Source organism: Alitabrizicola rongguiensis, from assembly GCF_021491355.1.
GTDB lineage: Bacteria > Pseudomonadota > Alphaproteobacteria > Rhodobacterales > Rhodobacteraceae > Aliitabrizicola > Aliitabrizicola rongguiensis.
The window spans coordinates 355,990-380,271 of record NZ_JAKENF010000004.1 but is presented as its reverse complement, the minus strand read 5'-3'; the positions used below and the strand labels follow the sequence as shown (position 1 = coordinate 380,271).

24 protein-coding genes are annotated in these 24,282 nt (G+C 65.0%); 13 read left to right on the top strand and 11 right to left on the bottom strand.

Annotated elements, in window-relative coordinates; translation table 11 throughout:
• Positions 1–12: 12 nt before the first annotated feature.
• The 13 genes from bchB to L0V05_RS17900 all read left to right on the top strand — a co-directional run bounded on the left by bchB (position 13) and on the right by L0V05_RS17900 (position 14,119).
• The gene (bchB, locus tag L0V05_RS17960) at positions 13–1,581 is read left to right on the top strand and encodes a ferredoxin:protochlorophyllide reductase (ATP-dependent) subunit B (protein ID WP_234872857.1); all 1,569 of its coding nucleotides are present in this window, start codon (positions 13–15) and stop codon (positions 1,579–1,581) included.
• Positions 1,571–5,131, top strand: coding sequence for a magnesium chelatase subunit H (locus L0V05_RS17955; protein WP_234872856.1), 3,561 nt, complete (start codon positions 1,571–1,573; stop codon positions 5,129–5,131). Before bchB ends, L0V05_RS17955 begins: the two co-directional genes overlap by 11 nt.
• A gap of 58 nt (positions 5,132–5,189) precedes the next feature.
• Positions 5,190–6,092: a ferredoxin:protochlorophyllide reductase (ATP-dependent) iron-sulfur ATP-binding protein gene (bchL, locus tag L0V05_RS17950; RefSeq protein WP_234872855.1), complete on the top strand. Its 903-nt coding sequence runs from the start codon at positions 5,190–5,192 to the stop codon at positions 6,090–6,092.
• Entirely contained in the window at positions 6,092–6,757 is a 666-nt protein-coding gene (bchM, locus tag L0V05_RS17945) for a magnesium protoporphyrin IX methyltransferase (RefSeq protein ID WP_234872854.1), read from the top strand. The genes bchL and bchM overlap by 1 nt, the downstream gene beginning before the upstream one ends.
• On the top strand, positions 6,757–8,196 hold the full coding sequence (locus L0V05_RS17940) for a PucC family protein (RefSeq protein ID WP_234872939.1): 1,440 nt from the start codon (positions 6,757–6,759) through the stop codon (positions 8,194–8,196). Before bchM ends, L0V05_RS17940 begins: the two co-directional genes overlap by 1 nt.
• A gap of 17 nt (positions 8,197–8,213) precedes the next feature.
• A complete protein-coding gene (puhA, locus tag L0V05_RS17935; protein ID WP_234872853.1) occupies positions 8,214–8,987 on the top strand; it encodes a photosynthetic reaction center subunit H in 774 nt (257 codons plus the stop codon).
• Complete coding sequence (gene puhB, locus L0V05_RS17930; RefSeq protein ID WP_234872852.1) at positions 8,984–9,616, top strand: photosynthetic complex putative assembly protein PuhB; 633 nt, start codon at positions 8,984–8,986, stop codon at positions 9,614–9,616. Before puhA ends, puhB begins: the two co-directional genes overlap by 4 nt.
• A 10-nt stretch (positions 9,617–9,626) precedes the next feature.
• Complete coding sequence (puhC, locus tag L0V05_RS17925) at positions 9,627–10,085, top strand: photosynthetic complex assembly protein PuhC (RefSeq protein ID WP_234872851.1); 459 nt, start codon at positions 9,627–9,629, stop codon at positions 10,083–10,085.
• Between the two features lie 35 nt (positions 10,086–10,120).
• On the top strand, positions 10,121–10,417 hold the full coding sequence (locus tag L0V05_RS17920) for a hypothetical protein (RefSeq protein WP_234872850.1): 297 nt from the start codon (positions 10,121–10,123) through the stop codon (positions 10,415–10,417).
• Positions 10,414–11,511 carry a magnesium-protoporphyrin IX monomethyl ester (oxidative) cyclase gene (acsF, locus tag L0V05_RS17915; RefSeq protein ID WP_406565984.1) on the top strand — a complete coding sequence of 366 codons (1,098 nt, stop codon included), beginning with the start codon at positions 10,414–10,416 and terminating at the stop codon, positions 11,509–11,511. Before L0V05_RS17920 ends, acsF begins: the two co-directional genes overlap by 4 nt.
• A 52-nt stretch (positions 11,512–11,563) precedes the next feature.
• A complete protein-coding gene (gene puhE, locus L0V05_RS17910) occupies positions 11,564–12,373 on the top strand; it encodes a putative photosynthetic complex assembly protein PuhE (protein ID WP_234872849.1) in 810 nt (269 codons plus the stop codon).
• The gene (gene hemA, locus L0V05_RS17905; RefSeq protein WP_234872848.1) at positions 12,363–13,574 is read left to right on the top strand and encodes a 5-aminolevulinate synthase; all 1,212 of its coding nucleotides are present in this window, start codon (positions 12,363–12,365) and stop codon (positions 13,572–13,574) included. The genes puhE and hemA overlap by 11 nt, the downstream gene beginning before the upstream one ends.
• A gap of 71 nt (positions 13,575–13,645) precedes the next feature.
• Positions 13,646–14,119, top strand: coding sequence for a c-type cytochrome (locus L0V05_RS17900; RefSeq protein WP_234872847.1), 474 nt, complete (start codon positions 13,646–13,648; stop codon positions 14,117–14,119).
• 88 nt (positions 14,120–14,207) lie between these two features.
• On the opposite strand, the gene dxs is transcribed toward L0V05_RS17900, so the two are convergent.
• The 11 genes from dxs to bchC form a co-directional block, all read right to left on the bottom strand.
• Positions 14,208–16,133, bottom strand: coding sequence for a 1-deoxy-D-xylulose-5-phosphate synthase (dxs, locus tag L0V05_RS17895; RefSeq protein ID WP_234872937.1), 1,926 nt, complete (start codon positions 16,131–16,133; stop codon positions 14,208–14,210).
• A 168-nt stretch (positions 16,134–16,301) separates the two neighbouring features.
• Entirely contained in the window at positions 16,302–16,529 is a 228-nt protein-coding gene (gene pufX, locus L0V05_RS17890; RefSeq protein WP_234872846.1) for an RC-LH1 core complex protein PufX, read from the bottom strand.
• Positions 16,530–16,558: 29 nt separating this feature from the next.
• Positions 16,559–17,482: a photosynthetic reaction center subunit M gene (gene pufM / locus L0V05_RS17885; protein ID WP_234872845.1), complete on the bottom strand. Its 924-nt coding sequence runs from the start codon at positions 17,480–17,482 to the stop codon at positions 16,559–16,561.
• Positions 17,475–18,323, bottom strand: a complete 849-nt coding sequence (gene pufL / locus L0V05_RS17880) for a photosynthetic reaction center subunit L (protein WP_234872844.1) — start codon at positions 18,321–18,323, stop codon at positions 17,475–17,477. Before pufL ends, pufM begins: the two co-directional genes overlap by 8 nt.
• A gap of 136 nt (positions 18,324–18,459) precedes the next feature.
• Positions 18,460–18,645 carry a light-harvesting antenna LH1, alpha subunit gene (gene pufA / locus L0V05_RS17875; protein WP_234872843.1) on the bottom strand — a complete coding sequence of 62 codons (186 nt, stop codon included), beginning with the start codon at positions 18,643–18,645 and terminating at the stop codon, positions 18,460–18,462.
• Between the two features lie 13 nt (positions 18,646–18,658).
• Positions 18,659–18,808, bottom strand: coding sequence for a light-harvesting antenna LH1, beta subunit (pufB, locus tag L0V05_RS17870; RefSeq protein ID WP_234872842.1), 150 nt, complete (start codon positions 18,806–18,808; stop codon positions 18,659–18,661).
• Positions 18,809–18,924: 116 nt separating this feature from the next.
• Positions 18,925–19,146, bottom strand: coding sequence for a cytochrome PufQ (gene pufQ, locus L0V05_RS17865; protein ID WP_234872841.1), 222 nt, complete (start codon positions 19,144–19,146; stop codon positions 18,925–18,927).
• On the bottom strand, positions 19,139–20,620 hold the full coding sequence (bchZ, locus tag L0V05_RS17860; protein ID WP_234872840.1) for a chlorophyllide a reductase subunit Z: 1,482 nt from the start codon (positions 20,618–20,620) through the stop codon (positions 19,139–19,141). The genes pufQ and bchZ overlap by 8 nt, the downstream gene beginning before the upstream one ends.
• A 43-nt stretch (positions 20,621–20,663) precedes the next feature.
• The gene (gene bchY, locus L0V05_RS17855; RefSeq protein ID WP_234872839.1) at positions 20,664–22,232 is read right to left on the bottom strand and encodes a chlorophyllide a reductase subunit Y; all 1,569 of its coding nucleotides are present in this window, start codon (positions 22,230–22,232) and stop codon (positions 20,664–20,666) included.
• A gap of 63 nt (positions 22,233–22,295) precedes the next feature.
• A complete protein-coding gene (locus L0V05_RS17850; RefSeq protein WP_234872838.1) occupies positions 22,296–23,300 on the bottom strand; it encodes a chlorophyllide a reductase iron protein subunit X in 1,005 nt (334 codons plus the stop codon).
• Complete coding sequence (bchC, locus tag L0V05_RS17845; protein WP_234872837.1) at positions 23,297–24,253, bottom strand: chlorophyll synthesis pathway protein BchC; 957 nt, start codon at positions 24,251–24,253, stop codon at positions 23,297–23,299. Before bchC ends, L0V05_RS17850 begins: the two co-directional genes overlap by 4 nt.
• Positions 24,254–24,282 lie beyond the last annotated feature (29 nt).

The window sequence follows — 24,282 nt, the reverse complement described above, 5'->3', positions numbered from 1 at the left end:
GACCCTTACGCCATGAAGCTGACGCTCTGGACATATGAGGGGCCACCCCATGTCGGCGCGATGAGGGTCGCGACCGGCATGAAGGGTCTGCACTATGTCCTGCATGCGCCGCAGGGCGACACCTACGCCGACCTCCTGTTCACCATGATCGAACGGCGCGATCATCGCCCGCCGGTCACCTACACGACCTTCCAGGCGCGCGATCTGGGCGCCGACACGGCGACCCTTTTCAAGACCGCCTGCGAAGAGGCGGTCGCGCGGTTCCGCCCCGAGGCGCTGATCGTCGGCGCCTCCTGCACAGCCGAGCTGATCCAGGACGATCCGGCGGGTCTGGCCGAGTCCATGGCTCTTGGCATCCCGGTGATCCCGCTGGAACTGCCGAGCTACCAGCGGAAAGAGGCCTTCGGCACCGACGAGACCTTTCTGCAGATCGTCCGCCATCTCGCCCGCCCGATGGAGCGGACCGCCGAGGTCACGGCGAACCTGATCGGGCCGACCGCGCTCGGCTTCCGTCACCGTGACGACATCACCGAAGTGACGCGGCTACTGGCCGATATGGGGATCGGCGTGAATGTGGTCGCGCCCATGGGGGCCCGGCCCTCGGACATCGGGCGCCTTGGCGCGGCCCATTTCAACGTGCTGATGTATCCCGAGCATGCCGAATCCGCGGCCCGCTGGCTGGAGCGCGAGTTCAAGCAGCCCTGGACCAAGACCGTGCCGATCGGCGTCGGCGCCACCCGTGATTTCCTCGCCGAGGTCGCGAGCCTCACCGCCAAGTCCGCCCTGACAGACGAAAGCCGCCTGCGCCTGCCATGGTGGACCCGGTCGGTCGACTCGACCTACCTGACCGGCAAACGCGTCTTCGTCTTTGGCGATGGCACCCATGTTGCCGCCGCCGCTCGCATCGCCCGTGACGAGATGGGGTTCGAGGTGGCGGGCCTCGGCTGCTACAATCGCGAGATGGCCCGCCCGATCCGGGCGCTGGCCCGCGACTACGGTGTCGAGGCGCTGATCACCGACGACTATCTCGAGGTCGAGGCCGCCATTGCCGCGCTCCAGCCCGAGCTGATCCTCGGCACCCAGATGGAGCGGCATATCGGCAAGCGGCTGGGCATCCCTTGTGCCGTGATCTCGGCACCCGTCCATGTCCAGGATTTCCCCGCACGCTACTCGCCGCAAATGGGCTGGGAAGGCGCGAATGTCATCTTCGACACCTGGGTGCATCCCCTGGTGATGGGTCTTGAAGAGCATCTGCTCCACATGTTCCGCGACGATTTCGAATTCCACGACGAGGCCGGCGCCTCGCATCATGGCGGCCCGCACAAACCCAGAGCCGAGCGCGCTGAAGCCGCTCCTGCGGCTGCGGACGAGGGGGGCTCGATGCCCCCCGAGGCCGCTTCCGTGATGGCGGAGGGCGCCCAGATCGTCTGGCTGTCCGATGCCGAGAACGAGCTGAAGAAGATCCCCTTCTTCGTGCGCGGCAAGGCCCGCCGCAACACCGAGAAATACGCCGAAGGCAAGGGCGTTACGGCGATTTCGGTCGAAACCCTCTACGAGGCAAAGGCCCATTATGCGCGCTGATGCCCCCATGACCGGAACGCGGGTCGGCTACAATGTCGTGGTGGTCACGCTGGATCAGCATGCCGCCGGCCCTGCCGCACGCATCACCCCACGGCTTGCCAAGGACTTCCCCGGCCTGACCGTCTCGATCCACGCCGCCGCGGAATGGGCCGAGACACCGGCCTCGCTCTGCCGCTGCAAGGAGGCGCTGGCGACCGCCGATATCGTGATCGCCAACCTGATCTTCCTCGAGGAGCACATCTCGGCGATCCTGCCCGAGCTGACCGCGGCTCGTGCGCGCTGCGATGCCTTCGTCGGGCTGATCGCCGACAGCAGCATCGTCCGTCTGACCAAGATGGGCGATCTCGACATGTCCCGCCCGGCCTCGGGCGCGATGGCGCTCTTGAAGAAGCTGAAGCCCTCGGCCAAGACCTCGGCCAATTCCGGCGAAAAGCAGATGTCGATGCTGCGCCGCCTGCCGAAGATCCTCCGCTGGATCCCGGGCCGGGCACAGGACCTGCGGGCCTGGTTCCTGTCGATGCAGTACTGGCTGGGCGGCTCGGACGACAATATCGAGCAGATGGTCCGCTTCCTGATCGGGCGCTATTCGACCCGGAAAGACTGGCGCGGCGCCGAGGCGAAGGCGCCGGTCGATTACCCCGAGGTTGGGCTCTACCATCCGCGGCTGAAGAACCGCCTGACAACGAACCTCGCCGACCTGCCCCGCCCGCCCGGTGCGACCGCGACCGTCGGCTTGCTGATGCTGCGCTCCTACGTGCTGGCGTCGGATACCGCCCATTACGACGCGGTGATCGCGGCCTTCGAGGCCAAGGGCATCGCCTGCATTCCGGCCTTTGCCGGGGGCCTCGACGGAAGGCCGGCAATGAACGCCTTCTTCAAGGGGCCGCAGGGCACGACCGTCGACGCGCTGGTGTCGCTGACCGGGTTCAGCCTTGTCGGCGGCCCGGCCTACAATGACAGCCCGGCCGCGGTCGAAGCTCTGTCGGCGCTTGATGTCCCCTACATCGCCGCCCACCCGCTGGAGTTCCAGACCCTCAGCCAATGGGCGGAATCCCCGCAAGGCCTCGGCCCGATCGAGACGACCATGCTGATCGCCCTGCCCGAGATCGACGGCGCGACCAATCCGACGGTCTTTGCCGGTCGTCATGGTCTGGATGGCAACGACGGTTTCGACCCGCGCGCACAGGACCACCGCGCCATGGCGCCCTGCATGGAGCGCGTCGGCGTTCTGGCCGAGAAGACCCTGCGCCTGGCCCGGCTGCGCCAGCTTCGGAACGCCGACAAGAAGGTGGGGATCGTGCTGTTCGGCTTCCCGCCGAACGCGGGCGCCGCGGGAACAGCCGCCTATCTCAGCGTCTTCGAAAGCCTGCACAACACGCTGCGCGCGATGGCCGCCAGCGGCTACACGGTCGAGGTTCCGGCCACGGTCGACGACCTGCGCGCAGCCGTCCTTGGCGGGAATTCAGCGCAGTATGGCCAGCCCGCCCATGTCGCGGCCTTCGTCGATGCCGATACCATCGTCAGGAACACGCCACCGCTGAAAGCGATCGAGGCGGTATGGGGCCCGGCCCCCGGCAAGGTCCAGTCGGATGGCCGCAACGTCTTCGTGCTCGGCCGACAGTTCGGGAATGTCTTCGTCGGGCTGCAGCCGACTTTCGGCTACGAAGGCGACCCGATGCGCCTTCTGTTCGAGCGTGGCTTCGCCCCGACCCATGCCTTCATCCAGTTCTATCTCTGGCTGCGCAACAGCTTCTGCGCCGATGTGGTCCTGCATTTCGGCATGCATGGCGCGCTCGAGTTCATGCCGGGCCGTCAGTCTGGCATGGGCGCGGGCGACTGGCCGGACATCCTGATCGGCGAGATGCCGAACGTCTATCTCTACGCCGCGAACAACCCCTCCGAGGCGACGCTGGCGAAACGGCGCAGCAATGCGGTCACCGTGACCCATCTGACCCCTCCGCTGGCAAGGGCCGGGCTCTACAAGGGGTTGAACGAACTGAAGGACAGCCTGATCCGCTGGCGCAAGCTCGATCCGGATTCGCCGGAAGTCGCGGAACTCGAACTCCTGATCGCCGAGCAGGCCGCGGCCGTCGATATGGGCGGCCAGCCCCCTGCGGCGCTCTGGCTGAAACTGCTTGAAGCAGAAGATGCCCTCATCCCCGATGGCCTGCATGTCGTCGGACGCCCGATGACCGAGGCGGCGCGTGCCGAATACATGTCGGTCCTGCCGCCGATGGAGGCTACCGAACGCGCGCGGATCGAGGCGCTTCTGGCACAGGATACCGAGATTCCGGGCCTTCTGCGCGCCCTGTCGGGCCGGTTTATCGCGCCGGTGCCGGGGGGCGACCTGATCCGCAGCCCGCAGATCCTGCCGACGGGGCGCAACATTCACGCCTTCGACCCCTTCCGGATGCCGACCGAATTCGCCCTGCGGGACGGCGCGGCGCAGGCCGACCGCCTGCTCGCCGCCCACCCGACCCTGCCGCGCACCGTCGCGCTGGTCCTTTGGGGATCGGACAACATCAAGTCCGACGGCGGCCCTGTCGGTCAGGCGCTGGCGCTGATGGGGGCCCGCCCGCGCTTCGACAGCTACGGGCGGCTCTGCGGCGCCGAACTGATCCCGCTCGCCGAGTTGGGCCGCCCGCGCATCGACGTCCTGATGACGCTGTCTGGCATCTTCCGCGATCTGCTGCCGCTCCAGACCAAGATGCTGGCCGAAGCCGCCTACAAATGCGCGATGGCGGATGAGCCCCTGTCCCAGAACTTCATCCGCGCGCATGCGCTTGCCTATGCCGATGAGATGGGTGTGGACATGGAGACGGCCGCGCTCCGCGTCTTCTCGAATGCCGAGGGAGCCTACGGGTCGAACGTCAACACGCTGGTTGACAGCTCGGCCTTCGGGCAAGAGGACGAACTTGCCGATGCCTACGAGGCGCGGAAGTCTTTCGCCTACGGCCTGAACGGCAAGGCGGTCAAGAACGCGGCGATGTTGAAGGTCGCGCTGAAAAGCGTCGATCTGGCGTACCAGAACCTCGAGTCGATCGAACTTGGCGTGACTTCGGTCGACCATTACTTTGACACGCTCGGCGGGATCGCCCGCGCGGTGAAGCGCCAGCGCGGCGCCGAGACGCCGGTCTACATCAGTGACCAGACCCGTGGCACCGGCAAGATCCGCAGCCTGCGCGACCAGATCGCGCTGGAAAGCCGCTCGCGCACGCTGAACCCGAAATTCTACGAAAGCCTGCTGAAACACGGGGCCGAAGGCGTCCGCCAGATCGAGGCGCATGTCACCAACACCATGGGCTGGTCGGCAACGGCCGAGGCGGTGGAGCCCTGGGTCTATCAGCGCCTGTCGGAAACCTTCGTGCTGGACGAAGACATGCGGCGGCGCATGGCCAGCCTGAACCCCGCTGCCTCGGCCCGGATGGCGAACCGCCTGTTGGAGGCTTCGGAGCGCGCCTACTGGACGCCCGACGCTGCAACGCTCGCCGCCCTGCAGGGCGCGGCGGATGAACTGGAAGACCGGCTTGAAGGGATCGCGGCGGAATGACCAGACATTCCACCCTCTCCCGATCGGCCATGTCCCCTCAAACAGAAAGGGGCAGCAAATGAGCCCGCGTGACGAAATCCCGAACCTCCGAGGCCTCGATGGCGAGGGCTCGGTTCAGGTGCACCAGGATGCGGGCCTTCGCATCGAAGGTGCCAAGGTGTTCTCGGTCTATGGCAAGGGCGGGATCGGCAAGTCGACCACATCGTCCAACCTCTCGGCCGCCTTCTCGATGATGGGCAAGCGCGTCCTGCAGATCGGCTGTGACCCGAAGCATGACAGCACCTTCACCCTGACCGGCCGGCTACAACCCACGGTGATCGACATCCTGAAGGAAGTCGATTTCCACTCCGAGGAACTCCGCCCCGAGGACTACGTCGCCACCGGCTTCAACGGCGTGCGCTGCGTCGAGGCCGGCGGTCCGCCCGCCGGAACCGGCTGCGGCGGCTATGTCGTGGGTCAGACGGTGAAGCTTCTGAAGCAGCATCACCTTCTGGAAGATACCGACGTGGTGATCTTCGACGTGCTGGGTGATGTGGTCTGCGGCGGCTTCGCAGCCCCCCTTCAGCATGCCGACCGGGCGGTGATCGTGACCGCCAACGACTTCGACAGCATCTACGCGATGAACCGGATCATCGCGGCGGTGCAGGCCAAGTCGGGCAACTATAAGGTGCGGCTGGCAGGCTGCGTCGCCAACCGCTCGCGCGAGACCGACGAGGTCGACCGCTACTGCGCCCGCGTCGGCTTCAACCGGCTTGCGCACATGCCCGACATCGATGCGATCCGCCGTTCTCGGCTGAAAAAGAAGACGCTGTTCGAGATGGACGACAGCGAGGACATCGTTCTGGCCCGCGCCGAATACATGCGGCTGGCCGACACGCTGTGGCGCAGCGTCGGCGGCGAAGGCTCCACGCCCTCGCCCCTGCCCGACCGTGAGATCTTTGAATTGCTTGGGTTCGACTGATGAGCGACTACGCCGCCACACGCGACCGGGTCGAGGAATACTTCGACCGTTCCGCCACCAAGGTGTGGGAGCGGCTGACCTCGGATGCGCCAGTGTCGCGCATTCGCCAGACCGTGCGTGAAGGTCGTGACCGGATGCGCGCGCTGATGCTCTCGCGCCTGCCCGCCGATCTGCGGGGCGCCCGGGTTCTGGACGCGGGCTGCGGCGCGGGCCAGATGACGGCCGAACTCGCCGCCCGCGGTGCGGATGTGGTCGCCGTCGACATCTCGCCCGCACTGGTCGAGATCGCCCGCGCCCGCTTGCCCGAGCGTCACAGGGCGCAGGTCACCTTTGCGAGCGGCGACATGACCGCCGATCATGGGCGCGTCGACTACGTGATCGCGATGGACAGCCTGATCTATTATGGGACCACGGATATCACGGCTGCCCTGACGCGCCTCGGCGAACGCACCGATCGGAGCGTGGTTTTCACCGTAGCGCCGCGCACGCCTTTCCTCATGACCTTCTGGACGCTCGGCAAGGCTTTCCCGCGCCGCGACCGTAGCCCGGTCATGGTGCCGCATGCCTTCTCCACCCTGCACCGCGCTGCCAGCGGCAAGGTCGCCAAGATCGACCGTGTGTCGCGGGGTTTTTACATCTCGGAATGCCTGGAGTACCGGCCGTGATCTTCCTGAAGTCGAAGCACATCCAGCAACTCGGCACGCGGTGGATGCCCTTTGCCGATGCTGCATCGGACAGCCTGACCCTGCCGGCGCTTCTTCGCCTTGGCCTGTTTCAGGTCTCGGTCGGGATGGCGACGGTTCTGTTGTTGGGCACATTGAACCGCGTGATGATCGTCGAACTGTCGGTTCCGGCCTCGGTCGTAGCCCTGATGATCGCGCTGCCTGTGGTATCGGCTCCGTTTCGCGCCTTCCTTGGCCACAAGAGCGACAACCACAAAAGCTGGATCGGCTGGAAGCGCATTCCTTATCTCTGGTTCGGATCGCTTTGGCAGATGGGCGGTCTTGCGATCATGCCCTTCGCGCTGATCGTGCTGTCGGGCGACCAGGTGCATGGCCCCGAATGGGCGGGCGAAGTGCTGGCTGCGCTTGCCTTCCTGATGACCGGCATCGGGATGCACATGACACAGACCGCAGGCCTCGCCCTGGCGTCTGACCGTGCGACCGAGGAAACTCGCCCCCGTGTGGTTGCGCTTCTGTACGTGATGTTCCTGCTCGGGATGGCGGTGTCGGCGGTGGTCCTTGGGCTCCTGCTGCGCGATTTCAGCGAGTTGCGGCTGGTGCGTGTGGTCCAGGGCTGCGGCGTGGCCACCATGCTTCTCAACCTGATCGCGCTTTGGAAGCAGGAAAAGGTCAAGCCGATGAGCGCCGACGAAATGGCGGAAGTGCGGCCGATCTTCCACGAAGGCTGGCGCGACCTGATGGCGGGCGGCATGGCGGGGCGCCTGTTGCTGGTCGTGATGCTGGGGACCATGGCTTTCCAGATGCAGGACGTGCTGCTGGAACCCTACGGCGCCGAAATTCTTGGCCTGTCCGTCGGCTCGACCACCTGGCTGACCGCCTGCAACGCCGCAGGGGCGCTGGTCGGCTTCGTCCTGGCGGGGCGCTGGATGACCAACGGCCATGACATGTTCCGCATGTCGGCGCGCGGGCTGCTGGTCGGCGTCGTCGCATTCCTGATGGTGATCTTTGCCGCGCCGCTTCATTCCACCGTCATGTTCTATGTCGGCGCTGTCGGCATCGGGCTCGGCGCCGGCCTGTTCGCCGTCTCGACCCTTACCGCCGCAATGTCTTTGCCGGAACAGGGACGGGCCGGTCGCGGCCTTGTCCTTGGCGCACTTGGCGCGGCGCAGGCCACCGCCGCCGGCCTGTCCATCGCCCTTGGCGGCGGATTGCGCGACACGGTCGGCGCCTATGCCGTGAAGGGTGGTTTCGGCCCCGTCTTTGCGACACCCGCCTTTGGCTACTCGGTCGTCTACCAGATCGAGATCGTGATGCTTTTCGTAACCTTGCTCGCGCTGGCGCCGCTGGTGCGGGTCACTGTCTTCACTCCACGCAACGAGTCCGATCAGGCCCGCATGGGTCTGGTCGACTTTCCCAACTGACCCGGGAGGACGCTTAAATGCTGGGTACGACCTTCTTTGGTGACTTCGACCTCGCCTCGCTCGCGATCTGGTCGTTCTGGGGCTTCTTCGCCCTTCTGGTTTACTACCTTCAGACCGAGAACATGCGCGAAGGCTATCCTCTGGAACTCGAGGACGGTTCGCCCGCCCCGAACCAGGGTCCCTTCCCTGTGCCAAAGCCGAAAACCTTCCTTCTGCCGCATGGCCGGGGCAGCGTGACGGTGCCGAACGGTGCGCGCGAGGCGCGCGAGGTTGCGCTCGCGCGTACGGCGGCATCCGAAGGTTACCCCCATGTGCCGCTTGGGAACCCGATGGCCGATGGTGTCGGTCCGGCCTCATGGGCGCCGCGCCGCGACGTGCCGGAGTTGGACGGCCACGGCCATAACAAGCTGAAGCCGATGTCGCAGGCCGGAAGCTTTGTCGTTTCCGCCGGGCGCGATCCGCGTGGTCTGCCGGTTCAGGCGGGCGACAACGAAGTGGTCGGCCGTGTGTCGGATCTCTGGGTCGACGTGCCGGAACAACTGGTCCGCTATCTCGAGATCGATCTCAATTCCGGCCAGCGCCGTCTGGCGCCGATGCCGATGGTGCAGATCTGGAAGGACCGGGTGCGGATCAACGCCCTGTCATCGGACCTCTTCGACGGCATCCCGGGGACCAAGTCGCTGACCGAGGTGACCCTGCTCGAGGAAGACAAGATCAGCGGCTACTACGCCGGGGGCACGCTTTATGCCGCCGACAAGCGCCAGGGCGGACCGCTTGGGTGGAAGCCATGACCAGCCACGACGACTTTGCGGTCGAGCCGGTTCCGGGCCTTCCGGAACGGCCGCCGCATGGCGAGGACGTGCTCTGGCAGGGGCGCCCGGACAGCTTTGCGCTGGCTCGCGATGCCTACAAAATCACCTGGGTCGCCGGCTATTTCGTCCTGCTCGCGGCCTGGCGGGCTGCTGTCATCTCGGATGGCTCGCCCGGGTCGGTCGTCGCAGTCATCCTGCCTTACCTCTTGCTCGGGCTGATTGCCTCGGCAATCCTCTACGGGATGGCCTGGGTCGCTGCCCGGACCACGGTTTACACCATCACCACGTCGCGGGTGGCGATGCGGATCGGGGCCGCGCTGACCGTCACGCTCAACCTGCCCTTCACCCAGATCGGCGCCGCGCATCTTGACCTCAAGCGCAATGGCACTGGCACGATCGCGCTTGAGACGCTTGGCGATACGCGGATTTCGTACCTGGTCTGCTGGCCGCATGTCCGCCCTTGGCACTTCGCCCGGACCCAGCCGTCGCTGCGCTGCATCCCTGACGCCGAGCGCGTGGCGAGCCTGCTCGCCCAGGCTGCCGAAACCCGACTGAACCTGCCCGTGATCCGCCATGGCCAACCCGGCATGGCAGTGGCGGCGGAATAGGAGAGAACCAATGTCGACCCAGGTGCGGACCCGCCCCTCCAGCGACAAGGACATGATCCCGAAGCCCCTGCTTCGGGCCATGCTGGCACTCGTGCTTGTCAGCCTGGCAATCGTGACCTTCTCGGTCGTGACCGGGCGCGAGCATGTGGGCGTGCCGAAATCGGCCACGATCACGGCAGAGCGCAGTGTGATCCTGCAGGGCGGCGGCGCGCAATCGGTCAAGGTGCTTGCACCGGACGGAACGACGCTCATGGACCTGCCGCATGGCGGCTTCATCACCGTCGTCCAGAACGGACTCGAGAGAGCCCGGCAGACCGCGGGGGTCGATCCCGCCCTGCCGGTCCGCATCGTTGAATACGCCAATGGCCGTCTTGCGGTCATTGACGACAAGACGGGCTGGAGCGCCGAACTCGGCGCCTTCGGCTCGGACAATAGGGCCGCGTTCGAACGGCTCATGTCGCTGAACTGAAACGAAGCAAAAAAGACCAAAATGGGAACCAAATCATGGGAATCTTTACCAAATACGCCGAGGACGTGCCCTGCACGGTCGAGGTGAGTCACCGCTTCGAAAGCCTTCATGCGCATGTCCGCTTCAACAATGGCGCCGTCGTCCATCCGGGCGACGAAGTGCTGGTCCACGGCGCCCCGATCCTTGCCGCCTATGGCGAGGTGATTGTCGAGGACCGCAAGGCCACCATCACCCGCGCCAGCCTCGTCGAGCGCCTTTGGACCCGCGCCACCGGCGATTTTGGATTCATGGAGCTGTGTGAGTTCTCCTTCTCGGAAGAGGTGACGCTATGAACGCCCCTGCCAAGGACATGCACCTGGACGACATCGACACCTCGACGCCGGCCACCGACACCACGGCGATGGCGACCGAGACGACGCTGCTCAACCCGCGCTTCTACACGACCGATTTCGATGAGATGGACAAGATCGACGTCTCTTCGGTACGGCCAGAATGGGACAAGCTGCTCGCGCAGATGAAGTCGGACCCCAACAAGGGCCACTTCAAGAAGAACGCTGAATGGGACCAGATCGACTGGGCCGGCATGGACCCGGCGCTGCGGCGCGAGTTCATCGATTTCCTAGTCTCCTCCTGCACCGCAGAGTTCTCGGGCTGTGTTCTCTACAAGGAAATGAAGCGGCGCGGTACGAACCCGGACATCTGCGAGCTTTTCAGCTACATGAGCCGGGACGAGGCACGTCACGCCGGTTTCATCAACGACGCCCTGCGCGAGGCGGGCGTGGCGGTGAATCTCGGTTTCCTGACCAAGGCGAAGAAGTACACCTACTTCCGCCCGAAGTTCATCTACTACGCCACCTATCTGTCCGAGAAGATCGGCTACGCGCGCTACATCACGATCTTCCGCCATCTCGAGGCGCATCCCGAGCATCGCTTCCACCCGATCTTCAAGTGGTTCAAGGAGTGGTGCAACGACGAGTTCAGCCACGGCGAGGCCTTTGCCCTGCTGATGCGGACCGATCCGAAGCTGACGAATTCCTTCGTCAACAAGCTGTGGATCCGCTTCTTCCTGACCGCCGTCTATTCGACGATGTTCGTCCGCGACCACGCCCGGCCCGAGTTCCACAAGGCGCTTGGCGTGGACATCGAGTGGTACGACCAGGAGGTGTTCCGCAAAACCTCGACGATCTCGCGCCAGGTCTTCCCGATCGAGCTGGACATCGACCACCCCCGTTGGCTGCCCGGCCTCCGCCGGATGCGCGACGCCTTCGTCGCGATGGACGCGGCACAGCATCGTGGCGGGATCGGCGGCTGGATCAGCCACAAGTTGAGCGCAACCAAGGCACTTGCGGCGTTCGTGTCGCTCTACACCATCCCGGTGCTGAAGCATGAACCGCCGAAAAGCGTGCGGCTGGAGCCGGTCTATTGATCGCCATACCGCATAAGCGCGCCCTCGGGCGGCCTCCGATAGGGGGCCGCTTATGAGCGAAAGCCCGTGGCTTGCCGCAGGACTGACCCTGTTTCTCTGGTGGTTCTCCACCGGGGTCATCCTGTGGCGGGTGCGGGTGGCCGACAACGGCACGCCGCTCGATCACTTCAACTCGGTCATTATCGGCCTTCCCTTGCTGGCCGTGGGTGTGGCGGCCGCCAAGGCGTCGTTGCCGGATCTGTCGGCCGGGGGGATCTACACCGCTTTCCTGGCGGCGCTCGCGCTTTGGGGCTGGATCGAGCTTGCCTTCCTTTCCGGCATCATTACCGGCCCGAACCGTGAACCATGTCCACCCTTCGTTTCCGGCCACGACCGGTTTCGCCGGGCAGTGGGCACGGTCGCCTGGCACGAACTGGCGCTGATCATAACGCTGGTGACCCTTGGCCTCGTGTCTCTTCACGCCGCGAACCCCTTCGCCTTTGGGACCTTCGCGCTTCTTTTCGTGGCGCGCGTATCGGCCAAGCTGAACCTTTTTCTCGGGGTGCCCAGGATCAATACGCAGTTCCTGCCGCGCGCCCTGTCGCATCTGCCCAGCCACTTCCGCGTGGGGCGGATCACCGCTTTCTTTCCGCTCTCCGTCTCGGCCCTGACCGTGCTGTCGGCCCTGCTTCTGGAGCGCGCCATCAACGTCGAACACCCCGGCATGTCGGTGGGCTATGCCCTGCTGACCTGCCTCTGCCTACTGGCCCTGCTGGAGCACTGGTTCATGGTGCTTCCGCTGCCGGACGAGAAACTGTGGCGCTGGATGATGCCCGCCGCGAAACCGGAAAAAGACACGATCGAGGACGCCAATGGACTTTGACCAGCTATTCCGCAGCCAGCTCGACACCCTCAAATCCGAGGGCAATTATCGCACCTTCGCCGAGTTGGAGCGCAAATGTGGTGCCTTCCCCCGGGCCGACAACCACAAGGACGGGGATGTGTCGGAAATCACCGTCTGGTGCTCGAACGACTATCTCGGGATGGGTCAGCATCCGGAGGTCATCAAGGCGATGGTCGATTGCGTGCAGGCCAACGGCACCGGTGCAGGCGGAACCCGGAACATTTCGGGCAACAACCACAAGCACCTCCTGCTCGAGGCCGAGTTGGCCGATCTTCACGGCAAGGAAGCGGCGCTTCTCTTCACCTCGGGCTATGTGTCGAACTGGGCAGCGCTGTCGACGCTTGGCAGCCGCATTCCGAATGTCGTGATCCTCTCGGACGCCGGCAACCACGCTTCGATGATCGAGGGCGTGCGCCATTCCCGCGCTGACAAAGTGATCTGGGCGCATAACGACTGGCGCGACCTCGACCGCAAGCTTGCCGCTATTGGCGACCGGCCCAAGATCGTGGCCTTCGAATCCGTTTATTCGATGGACGGCGATATCGCCCCGATCCGAGAGATCGTCGAGGTGTCGAAGGCGCATGGCGCGATGACCTATATCGACGAAGTCCACGCGGTCGGCATGTACGGCCCGCGCGGCGGCGGTGTGACGGAACGCGAGGGCCTAGCCGATCAGATCGACCTGATAGAAGGGACGCTTGGCAAGGCCTATGGCGTCGTCGGCGGATACATCACCGGTTCGGCGAACCTCTGCGACTTCATCCGCAGCTTTGCCTCGGGCTTCATCTTCACCACTGCCCTTCCCCCGGCGGTGGCGGCCGCGGCGACCGCCTCGATCCGCCACCTTAAGACCTCGCAGATCGAGCGCGACCGGCAGCGCCGCCAAGTCGCGCGGCTCCGCGCCCGGCTGGATCAGCTTGGCATTCCGCACATGCGCAATGAGAGCCATATCATCCCGGTGATGATCGGCGATCCGGTGAAATGCCGCATGATCTCGGATATCCTGATGCGGGACTGGGGGATCTACGTCCAGCCGATCAACTATCCGACGGTCGCCAAGGGCACCGAGCGGCTGCGCATCACGCCTTCACCCTATCATAGCGATGCAGACATCGATCATCTCGCCCATGCACTGCATTCGCTATGGCAGCATTGCGCAATCGCGCGGGCCGTGGCGTAATTTCAGAGCCAAGTGATCCAGACAGCGAATTCGTACGTACACGTTAATTGGAGAACGAGAGGGAGCTCCAAATGAAACTCAGCCTAATCACTATTGCGGTGCTGGCCACCGCTGCTGCGCCCGCCTTTGCTGCGGGCGATGTCGAAGCCGGGAAGAAGGTGTTCAACCAATGCCAGACCTGCCACACGGTCACCGATCCTTCCGGAGCGGTGCTCGCAGGCAAGAACTCCAAGGTCGGCCCCAACCTTTATGGAATCATCGGCCGTCCGGCCGCGTCCTATGAAGGATTCAAGTACGGGGATGGCATCAAGGCAGCGGCGGAGAAGGGTCTTGTCTGGGATGAAGAGAAGATCTCGGTCTACGTGATGAACCCGACCAAGTTCCTGGATGAGTTTACCGGCGATCCGAAGCTGAAAAGCAAGATGGCCTTCAAGCTCGCCAAGCCTGATGACGGTGTGAACGTCGCGGCTTTCCTGGCTTCGTTGTCGCCCGCGCCCGCGGATGCCGCGGCGCCGGCTGAGGGAGCGGCAACAACCAGCCCCTGAGAACTGCATTCCTTCGAATGCGCAGGCCGCCCGACTGGGCGGCCTCTTTACTTCTACGGCAGCTGCGGGCGGCCCGTTGCCAGTCAGGTCAGGCCCCGCGCAGGTTAAACCGTACCATCTGACCTGCATCGCTCCTGATCGCGTTCCAGACGGTTTGGGCTATGTCGGCCCGCGTCAGTCCAGCATCTCGATACATCGCGTCAGGGCTCGCCTGGTCGATGAAGCGGTCAGGCAGTGTCATGGTCCGCAGACTGACGCCACGGTCCAGCTGACCCGAGTTTGCCAGATAATGCAGGACATGTGCGCCGAACCCGCCCTGTGAACCCTGTTCGATCGTGACCACGACGCCATGATGCCGGACCAACTGGTCGATCAGTGCCGTGTCCAGCGGCTTGGCAAATCGGGCATCGGCCACAGTCACGCTGATGCCCTGGGTCTCCAGTTCCTCGGCCACTGCCAGACATTCGTTGAGATGAGCACCGAAAGACAGCAACGCTACATGGGTGCCTTCCCGCAGGACGCGGCCCTTGCCGATCTCCAACACCTGTCCGATCGATGGTATCTCGACGCCCGCCCCTTCTCCACGCGGATAGCGGAACGAGATCGGCCCTTCATCATAGGCCGCTGCTGTCGCCACCATATGGACAAGTTCCGCCTCGTCACCGGCCGCCATCACCACGAAGCCGGGCAGGTTTGAAAGATACCCGATGTCGAAGGCCCCCGCATGGGTGGCCCCATCGGCGCCGACCAGACCCGCGCGGTCGATCGCAAACCGGACGGGCAGCCCCTGCAAGGCAACGTCGTGCACGATCTGGTCATAGCCGCGCTGAAGGAAGGTCGAGTAGATCGCAACGAAGGGCTTCAGGCCGACCGCTGCCATTCCGGCGGCAAAGGTCACGCCGTGCTGCTCGGCGATCCCCACGTCGAAAACGCGCTGCGGGAACCGGGCGGCCATTACATCGAGCCCCGTGCCGGATGGCATGGCGGCCGTGACCGCGACGATCTTGCCGTCACGAGCCGCCTCATCCGTCAGGGCATGGCCGAAGACCGAGGTATAGGCCGGCGCGTTCGACTTCGACTTGGCCTGGGCGCCAGAGACAACATCGAACTTCGCCACGCCGTGATACTTGTCGGCCGAGTTCTCGGCCGGGGCGTAGCCTTTGCCCTTTACCGTGATCGCATGGATCAGCACCGGGCCTGTCGCGCGGGTGCGGGCCGCGCGCAGGGTCGCCAGAAGCTCGGCCATGTTGTGGCCATCGATCGGACCGATATAGCTGAAGCCCAGCTCCTCGAAGAGCGTCCCTCCGCCGGGCATGCCGGTGACCAGTTGCCGCGCGCGCCGCGCGCCGTCGCGCAGCGGGCCCGGCAAGGACGCCTCGACACCTTCGGCCAGGCTGCGCAGGGCCGCAAACGGAGCATGGGCCGACAACCCGTTGAGATACTTGTTCAGCGCCCCGACCGGCGGCGCGATGCTCATGTCGTTGTCGTTCAGGATAACGAACAGCCGTTTGCCCAGATGCCCGGCGGCGTTCATCGCCTCGTAGGCCATGCCGGCGGTGATTGCGCCATCTCCGATGACGGCGATCGCATCGCCCGTGGACTGGCCCATGTCGCGGCCAACCGTGAAGCCGAGGGCTGCGGAAATGCTGGTCGAACTGTGAGCGGCACCGAAGGGGTCATATTCGGACTCCGAGCGCTTGGTGAAGCCCGAGAGCCCGCCACCTTGGCGCAGGCTACGCATCCGCGCACGGCGGCCGGTCAGGATCTTGTGGGGATAGCACTGGTGGCCGACATCCCAGATCAGCTTGTCCACTGGCGTGTTGAACACTGCGTGGATGGCCACGGACAGTTCCACCACCCCGAGCGACGACCCAAGATGACCGCCGGTTTCCGATACGACCGAGATCACCTCGGCCCGAAGCTCATCTGCCAGGCGGGCGAGGTCGAGATCGCTCATCCGCCGAAGATCCTGGGGGATCTTCACCTGGTCTAGAAGCGGGGTGTCATGCTGCATCGTGAAGCCCTCGCGGAGGGGAAAAGAGGTGCCGGGTGGCTCGCACACGGCACCAGTTTCCTGTCGCCACAGGAAGGGAACCGGGCTGTGGAACGCGCCCAGGTCCGGGCCGGCGTCTGGCCCGAACGTCGTTGCGGTCGGGGCGTTCGCCGCCCCGACCGGGTTTCATCAGGCGATTTCGGTCGTCTGAACCATCTCCAGTGCCCCATAGGGCGACGGCGCCTGCTTGCTTTGCTCGGGCAGAAGCTGGCTCACCACCCAGAGGACCAGCAGGAAGGCTGCGACAACCGCAAGCCAGACGCCGGCCATGAAGGCTCCCCAGACCATCTGCCCCAGGGCCCAGATCCGAAGCCGGATCACGTGGCTCTGGCCTTCGTAGAGATGTTCGTCAGCCATGATCTGTCCTTTCCCGAAGCCGGTTCGGCTCAATTGAGCGGGGCATAGCCGTGGTCCTGTGCCCAGACGTACCAGTTATCAACGACAGTGCCGGTCAGCAGGATGCCGATGCCGCCGGTGATCGGCACCAGAACCGCGAACCACCAGGCCCAACGGTGGATACCTTCCATCGTGGCGTTGAAGCCCATCGTCCAGCGCCAGAACAGGGCCGCGCGTTCCGCCGCCGTCCCGCGATCCACGATCTGTTCCAGCTCGCGGTCGCCGCCAAGGCGGGTCACCGCGAGGATCGTCGCCCCATGCATCGCGAAGAGCAGCGCCGACCCATAGAGGAAGGCGATCGAGAGCGCGTGGAAGGGGTTATAGAACAGGTTGCCGTAGGTCAGGCTGAAGAGGTTCGTCCAGTCCAGGTGCGGGAAGATCCCGTAGGGCACCGCCTCCGACCAGCGTCCCATCAAGACCGGACGGATCAGGCCCAGCACCATGACAAGCCAAAGCGCGGCGGCGAAGGCCCAGGCGATGTGCTTGCCCATGCCAAGCGCCTCGGCCCGAAGGTAAGTGCGGATCCACCAGGTCCAGAGCGAGACCAGGAAGAAGAAGCCGGCAACCAGGAACAGGCCGCCCTCGCCCATCGGCGGGAAGCGGAGGCCCCATTCGGGTGCCGGGGGCTCCAGCGCCATCCAGAACAGGTCCCGGACAAAGACCGCCGGGTTGTACCCGGCAATGTGCCAGAACCAGACGCCAACAATCATGAACCAGATCAGGCCGCAGGCTAGACTGATGACCCCGAAGGTTCCCAGGTAGATCGGCCCGAGCTGTGCGTTGCCGAACCAGCCGAGCAGGCTGGAAAAGCCCGCGCTTTTGGTCCGGTTTCCCACGTCGACATGCTCGACGAGGCCCATCTCGGGCGCTGCGCGCACCTGAACCTGGGTAAAGATGTTCTGGTACTCAGCCATTTATGCCTCCTTGAACATTCGCCCAGAACGGCAGTTGCAGCCACCAGTTCCACCAGTCGACCCATTGGTCGAACCAGATGGTGCCCGAAATCACGATACAGATCGCGCTCCAGAAGGCTGCGTTCAGCGCCAGAAGCAGGCCAAGCCGGTGGATACCAAGCGTGCCGACCGAGTAGCCGATCAGGTCACGGAAGAAGGTGTCCTCATGATCGGGCGTCTTCATCAGCTGACCCTTGGGCGGGTTGGCCGCCGACAGGATCAGGCCGCCATGCAACGCCAGCGCGAAGGTCGTGGTGAAGAACAGGCTCACCGCGAGCATGTGGACCGGGTTGTAGTGGAAGTTGCCGTAGGTGTAGCCGGTGTTGGACACCCAATCGAGGTGGCTGAAGATCCCGTAGGGGAATGCGTAACCCCACGATCCCATCAGGATAGGCCGGATCACCTCGAGAGTGACATAGGCAAAGATAGCCACACTGAACGCGACCGGCACATGCAGGCCGATCCCGAGCTTGCGGCAGATCTCGACCTCGCGCAGCGCCCAGCTTACGAAGGCACCGATCGCGCAGAAGGTGATGATCTGCCACAGCCCCCCTTGCATCAAGGGCGCGAAGGCCAGACCGTTCTCGACCGGGGGTGGGTTGATCGAGACGAGCCACGGGTTCCAGGTTGGACCCATCGCCGCGCCGTACAGGATCAGAACGGTGCCAAGGGCCGCGAAGAAGAACGTCGTGACCCCAAAGAAGCCGACGTAGAACGGCCCGACCCAAAAGTCGAAGAGGTTCCCCCCGACCAGCGTGCCCCCCGGCACGCGATATTTTCGTTCGAAGCTGAGCAGTGCCATGCTTCCCTCTCCGCCACTGGACGGGTCAGCCGAAAGGCGCGGTATCGCGCGGCAGCTCCGTCTCTAGTTCCGTTGATGTCATCTTTGCTGATCCGGTGCGGGCGGACCGGTCCGCCCGCACCGATGTCGGAGCCTGTCAGGGGCTGGCCGGAGCAGCCGCAACATAGCCATGCTTGGCCGCTGCGATGTCGAACCAGTTGAAGGCCGGATTTGAAAGCAGCACGAGGTGAATCATGACTGCCAGAAGGAAGAGGAAAACCCCCTGCGCCACGAACACGCGGCGCGGATCGAAAATCAGCCAGATCTTGTAGAACTTGCTCATATCTCGATCCCCCTCAGAACCACGGACGCCAGATGTACACGGCGATATGAGCGACGAGTGCGATGGCTACGAACAACCAAAGCCCGCTCATATAGACCGAGTGCAGCTCTTGCGCCTGCTGGTCCGTAAGACCTGTAAAGGACAGGTCGGTCTTATCAGCCATAGTATCCTCCGGATATTCAGACTGACGCCGCACTCCCTGCGGCCGGGCCACGGTGGGCGGAATGCCCCTCCGATGTCTCGCCGCCCCGTTTCCGGTGCGGCGAACTTGTTTCGCGGTTACCCGCGGAAGATCATGGGCGTGACCGCCTCGGCGTCCTTGAGCGCGCGCGAGATCGGATCAAGCCGCGGCAGACGGGCATGGCGGATCAGCTGGTAGAGCCACACGACGACATGCGGCAGGATCGCCAGCGCGAAGATCAGCGCGAAGTAGACGAAGAACTCGGTCTTGTTCACGCGCTCGACGTGATGAAGGCCGCGGTTGGTGGAGTAGTCACTCATGCTCTTCCCCCTCTTTCTGCAAGAGGCCCGCACCGGGCAGACTCTCTACGGTTTCACGAACCACCCGCTCCGCGCCCGCATCGAGCGCGGCCTTCTCGGCGGCGTCGCGCAGGCTTCGCGCGGCGCTGATCCGGGTCAGGATCGGGTGGGTGTTGACGATACGGTCAAGCGCCGCTTGTGCGTCGGCATCCCAGGGGAAGTCGCGGCGCAGCGTGGTCGGCGTGGCGGCGGCCGAGTCCATCTCGGAGCCAAGCGGCAGGATGTGGAACAGGGCGTCGAAGAGGCTGTTGCACACCTCCTGCAACAGCCAGACCGCGCCTCCATAGCCCATCACCGGCGTGCCGGTCGCCCGACGGATCGCCGCCCCGGGGAAAGACGCAGGGATGAAGCTTGGTGCCGGGCCAAACCCGCCCTTGAGTTCAGCCAAGTACATCTTCTCGTTGATCGAGCCCATGACCACGAGCGGCCGGTGCTGTTTCAGAAGGCCCCGCACCGCCTCGTTATTGGTCTTCTGCCCCGGCACCCGCGCAACGGCAAAGGCGCAGGGCAGGCCAAGATCGGCTTCGAGATAGTGTCGGACGCCGCGGGCATAGGTCTCGCTCGCGACGATGGCGAAAGAGGCTGTCGCGAAGAAGTCCTGCGTCACTGACCGCCACAGGTCCCAGACCGGCTTCAGCGTCGAATGCTTCTCGCGCTCGATGAAGGGCTCGGGGTCGAGCCCCAGAAGCTCGCCCAGCTTGCGCAGGAACTTTGTCGTGCTGGCCACGCCGATCGGGGCCTGCAGGTACGGCTTGCCCAGCACCTCGGCAAGGCCGCGCCCGAATTCGCGGTACATCACGACGTTGACGTCGGCATTCACGAGGCTGCGCATCTCGGCGATATGCGAGCCGAGCGGCATCACCATGTTGACCTCGGCGCCGATCCCTTCGACCAGGCGGCGGATCTCGTGCAGGTCCGAGGCCATGTTGAAGACGCCGTACATCGGGCCAAGGATGTTGACCCGCGGCTTCGCGCCTTCTGCCCGCTTGGCCTCGGGCGGCATCCGGCCCTTGGTCATGCCGAATTCGGTGAAGATCCAAGTCATCGCCCTGTCAGCGGCCTGCCACTGGTCCTCGTCGATGGTGCGCGGCAGGAAGCGCTGGATGTTCGTGCCCATGGGCGTGACGCCGCCGCCGATCATCTCGGCAATCGAGCCGGTCACGACCACGGCGGGCAGCGCCGGATCGAGGGTTTTCCAGGCGCGGCGCATCGCGCCTTCGGTACCGTCGCGGCCAAGTTCCTCTTCACCCAGCCCGGTGACGACGATCGGCAGTTCATGCGGCGGCAGCGCGTCGGTGTAGTGCAGAACCGAGGTGACCGGCAGGTTCTCGCAGCCGACCGGGCCGTCGATGACGACCTGCAGGCCCTTGGCTGCGCAAAAGGCGTAGACAGCCCCCCAGTAGCCGCCGGCCCGGTCATGATCCTGCACTAGCATTGCAGAACCTCCGATCCAGTGGTGTCCAGCGTTAGGCGGAGCGTCATATCATCTCCTCCGCCTTGGCGGCGCGCGCGGCCTTGTCGAGTTTCTTCTGGTGGATCTCACGGAAGTCGGGCCGCAGGTTCGGCGATCCTTCCCAGATGCCGGCGGTGTCGCCCTGGCCCACGCCCTCGAAGAACGCCTTCATGTCTTCCATCCGTGCCCTGCCTGCGATGGCTGCGTTCACGACCTGGCCAAGCGAGCCCGCCCCGGCAGGCCCCATCAGCGGGCGCGCGGAAATGAGGTTGGTGAAATAAAGCGCGGGAATTCCGGCCTCTTTGGCTTTCTGCACCAGGGGCGTCGTGCCGATGGCGAGGTCTGGCCGGATCGCCTCCATCGCCGAGGCGTCATCCTCAAGCGAGGCGCGGAAGCGGACCTTCACCCCCTTCGCCTCGAGCCACTCCAGATCGGGCGCGCTCCACGGTGTCTTGGCGCAGGCGGTGCCGACGTAAGGAACATGCGCCCCGGACTCGATCAGAAGGCGGGCCACGAGAAGCTCCGACCCCTCATAGCCCGACAGCGTAATCGTGCCCTTGATCGGTTGGGCGGCGAGCGCGCCACGGATGGCGGGCAGGAAGGCATTTTGCGCGGCGGCGACCCGGGCCGGGTCGATACCATGGGCCTCGCCGATTGCGGCCAGCCAGGCGGCGGTGCCATCGTGGCCTACAGGCGCGGAACCGACAACGGCTCGTCCGGCCGCCTGAAACTCGCGGATGGCAGAGGTGTAGAAGGGATGGATCGCCGCGACCACGCCGCTGTCGAGCGCCGCATAAAGCTCGCGCCATTCGCGGCAGGGCACCACGGGACCGGCGGCAAGGCCAAGCGGCGCGAGCAGCGCGCCGATCATCATCGGATCGGCCGGGAACATCTCGCCCAGCAGCGCAACCGTCGGACGGTCGGACCGGCCCGAGGCAGGGGCGGCCACCGGGCCTGCCTCGATCTCGGCCCGGGCGTATTTCAGCATTGCCCCGGCGAGCACATCCTTCGCCTCGGCATGGGTGGGCACGCCAAAGCCGGGAACGTCGATACCGACGATCCGCACCCCATTGATTTCGTTCGGCAACAGCTTGAGCGGCACGCCGCTCGCCGTCGGAACGCAGAGGTTCGTGACCACTACGGCGTCGTAGCGATCGGGGTCAGCGAGTTCGTGCACCGCGTCGCGGATATCTTCGAACAGCTTGCCGGTGACGAGCGTTTCCGAGTTGAACGGCACATAGCCGACCGAGCGGCGCGCCCCGTAGAAATGGCTCACGAAGGTCAGCCCGTAGACGCAGCAGGCCGAGCCCGAAAGGACCGTGGCCACCCGCCGCATCCGCAAGCCGACCCGGAGCGAACCGAAAGCGGGACACATGCTCTGTGGCTTGTCATGCGGGCCCTGCGGATAGTCGGCTGCATACTGGTCGAGCAGGTCCGACTGTCCCGCCGCACGTGCCGCCGCCTCCATCGTCGCGGCACCGGCGTGGCAACCCAGACCGTCCGCAGGGGTCGCGGGCGACGGGCCGGGCAGTTCGGCGGACGCGATCGGCGTCAGCGGCGTGTCCTTGGCGTTGTCGTAGCCGATTTCCGTCATCGCACGCCTTTCAGGGCCGGAGACCGACCGCTTTTCATGGACGAAACAACGACGGGCAGGCGATCACGCATTGTCGTAGACCACCTCGAGCGATTTCTTCAGGACGGCATTCTTGCCCCGCATGTCTTCATCGGTGGCCGGGGTCAGGACGAAGTCTTTGCCGGTGCTTTCCGCCGAGAAGAGGTTCAGAAGGCCATCTTGCGACAGCGGCGCAGGACGGACGGGCGGGGCCTCTGCCACCGCCTCGGCCAGCTGGCCGAACAGGTCGCCCCACTGGCTTTGCCGCGTGCCGACGATCTGGTAGTTCGCGCTCTTCTTGCGAAGGTCGTCATCCTGCGGGATGGCGGCCAGGACCGGGATCTTCACTTCGGCGGCAAAGGCCGCCGCCTCGCCCGTGCCGTCATCCTTGTTGATGACAAGGCCCGCGATGCCGACATTGCCACCGAGCTTGCGGAAGTATTCGACAGCCGAGCAGACGTTGTTGGCGACGTAGAGGCTTTGCAGGTCGTTCGAGGCAACCAGGATCACCTTCTGCGCCATGTCGCGGGCGATCGGCAGGCCGAAGCCGCCGCAGACCACGTCACCCAGAAAGTCGAGCAGGACATAGTCGAAATCCCAGTCGTGGAAGCCGAGCTTTTCCAGCAGTTCGAAGCCGTGGATGATCCCGCGTCCGCCGCAGCCGCGGCCCACTTCCGGGCCGCCGAGCTCCATCGCGTAGACGCCGCCTCGCTTGAAGCAGACATCGCCGATCTTCACCTCTTCGCCCGCGAGCTTCTTGCGGGTCGAGGTTTCGATGATCGTGGGGCACGCCTTGCCGCCGAAGAGCAGGCTCGTCGTGTCGGATTTCGGGTCGCAGCCGATCAGCAGCACGCGCTTGCCGCTTTCAGCCATCATGTGGCTGAGGTTGGCGAGCGTGAACGACTTGCCGATGCCGCCCTTGCCGTAGATTGCGATGATCTGCGTCTTCTTGGTCGGCGGCGCCTGTGGCACTTCGAGCGTCGGTTCTTCGTGCGCCTCCTGCCGAAGGCGTTCGTCGAAGCCGGTCAGGTTCGGGACATCCAGCGTCATGCGCAAGCCTTCCAGTCGAGGATCATCTTCAGGCAGTCGGGATCGGTGAACGCGGTTTCATAGGCCTCGGGCGCCTCTCCGGCGGGCCGGGTGTGGGTCACGAGGCCGTCCAGCGACAGCGCGCCGCATTCGACAAGCTGGCGAGTCGCCACTAGATCCTCTGTGGCCCATTCCGCTGCGATGCGCAGCCGAGCCTCCTTCATGAAGGCGGGCGGAAAGGCGAAGGAGATCGGAGCCGTGTAGAATCCGGCCAGCACCACTTCGCCACCCTTGCGGATGCGACCGATCAGGCTGTTGAGCAGGTCCGGTGCGCCGGAAGCGTCGTAGATCGCGGCATAGTCGCGGCGGGGATCATCCTCGGGCTGTACGACCTTATAGCCATCTGCGCCCGCGTGCCGGGCAGGGTCCGTTTCCCAGACCGTCGGGGCAGGGGCCCCAGCTGCCAAGGTGAGCCGCGCAAGCAGGCGGCCCAGAACACCATGTCCGACGATCAGATCAGGCAGAGCACGGTCGAAGCCGGCCAAGGCATGTCGGGCGGTCGCCGCAAGGGCCAGCAAGGCACCCTGCGCGCCAAAGCCGCGGTCGATTCGAGTCACCCGCGCGCCGGAGGAAACCAGCGTTCGCGAGGCCGCACCGAACAGGCCGCGCACTGGACCGTCTTCTGTCGCCTCGTAGCAATTGGCGCCAGGCACAAAGACGAAATCACCAGGACGAAAGCCCGATTCGGCACCGGCTTCGATCACTTCGCCCGCGGCCTCGTACCCTGGCACCAAGGGATAGCCCATGCCGGGGAAGGGCGGCATCGTCCCTGACCAGAACAGCTTTTCCGTGCCCGTCGAAATTCCGGAGTGATCGACGCGAACCACCACATCTGTCCCTTTGGGGGCGGTCAGCCTGAGCCGCCCGAGCGACAGGTTTCTTGGTCCCGACAAGATGACGGCGTTGGTTTCCACGACCGCTCCCACGGCAATCGGGGCGAGTC

Bases quoted from the DNA above. Each gene is read 5' to 3' on its own strand.
- bchB (WP_234872857.1), top strand. From the start codon at position 13: ATGAAGCTGACGCTCTGGACATATGAGGGGCCACCCCATGTCGGCGCG.
- L0V05_RS17955 (WP_234872856.1), top strand. From the start codon at position 1,571: ATGCGCGCTGATGCCCCCATGACCGGAACGCGGGTCGGCTACAATGTC.
- bchL (WP_234872855.1), top strand. From the start codon at position 5,190: ATGAGCCCGCGTGACGAAATCCCGAACCTCCGAGGCCTCGATGGCGAG.
- bchM (WP_234872854.1), top strand. From the start codon at position 6,092: ATGAGCGACTACGCCGCCACACGCGACCGGGTCGAGGAATACTTCGAC.
- puhA (WP_234872853.1), top strand. From the start codon at position 8,214: ATGCTGGGTACGACCTTCTTTGGTGACTTCGACCTCGCCTCGCTCGCG.
- puhB (WP_234872852.1), top strand. From the start codon at position 8,984: ATGACCAGCCACGACGACTTTGCGGTCGAGCCGGTTCCGGGCCTTCCG.
- puhC (WP_234872851.1), top strand. From the start codon at position 9,627: ATGTCGACCCAGGTGCGGACCCGCCCCTCCAGCGACAAGGACATGATC.
- L0V05_RS17920 (WP_234872850.1), top strand. From the start codon at position 10,121: ATGGGAATCTTTACCAAATACGCCGAGGACGTGCCCTGCACGGTCGAG.
- acsF (WP_406565984.1), top strand. From the start codon at position 10,414: ATGAACGCCCCTGCCAAGGACATGCACCTGGACGACATCGACACCTCG.
- puhE (WP_234872849.1), top strand. From the start codon at position 11,564: ATGAGCGAAAGCCCGTGGCTTGCCGCAGGACTGACCCTGTTTCTCTGG.
- hemA (WP_234872848.1), top strand. From the start codon at position 12,363: ATGGACTTTGACCAGCTATTCCGCAGCCAGCTCGACACCCTCAAATCC.
- L0V05_RS17900 (WP_234872847.1), top strand. From the start codon at position 13,646: ATGAAACTCAGCCTAATCACTATTGCGGTGCTGGCCACCGCTGCTGCG.
- dxs (WP_234872937.1), bottom strand. From the start codon at position 16,133: ATGCAGCATGACACCCCGCTTCTAGACCAGGTGAAGATCCCCCAGGAT.
- pufX (WP_234872846.1), bottom strand. From the start codon at position 16,529: ATGGCTGACGAACATCTCTACGAAGGCCAGAGCCACGTGATCCGGCTT.
- pufM (WP_234872845.1), bottom strand. From the start codon at position 17,482: ATGGCTGAGTACCAGAACATCTTTACCCAGGTTCAGGTGCGCGCAGCG.
- pufL (WP_234872844.1), bottom strand. From the start codon at position 18,323: ATGGCACTGCTCAGCTTCGAACGAAAATATCGCGTGCCGGGGGGCACG.
- pufA (WP_234872843.1), bottom strand. From the start codon at position 18,645: ATGAGCAAGTTCTACAAGATCTGGCTGATTTTCGATCCGCGCCGCGTG.
- pufB (WP_234872842.1), bottom strand. From the start codon at position 18,808: ATGGCTGATAAGACCGACCTGTCCTTTACAGGTCTTACGGACCAGCAG.
- pufQ (WP_234872841.1), bottom strand. From the start codon at position 19,146: ATGAGTGACTACTCCACCAACCGCGGCCTTCATCACGTCGAGCGCGTG.
- bchZ (WP_234872840.1), bottom strand. From the start codon at position 20,620: ATGCTAGTGCAGGATCATGACCGGGCCGGCGGCTACTGGGGGGCTGTC.
- bchY (WP_234872839.1), bottom strand. From the start codon at position 22,232: ATGACGGAAATCGGCTACGACAACGCCAAGGACACGCCGCTGACGCCG.
- L0V05_RS17850 (WP_234872838.1), bottom strand. From the start codon at position 23,300: ATGACGCTGGATGTCCCGAACCTGACCGGCTTCGACGAACGCCTTCGG.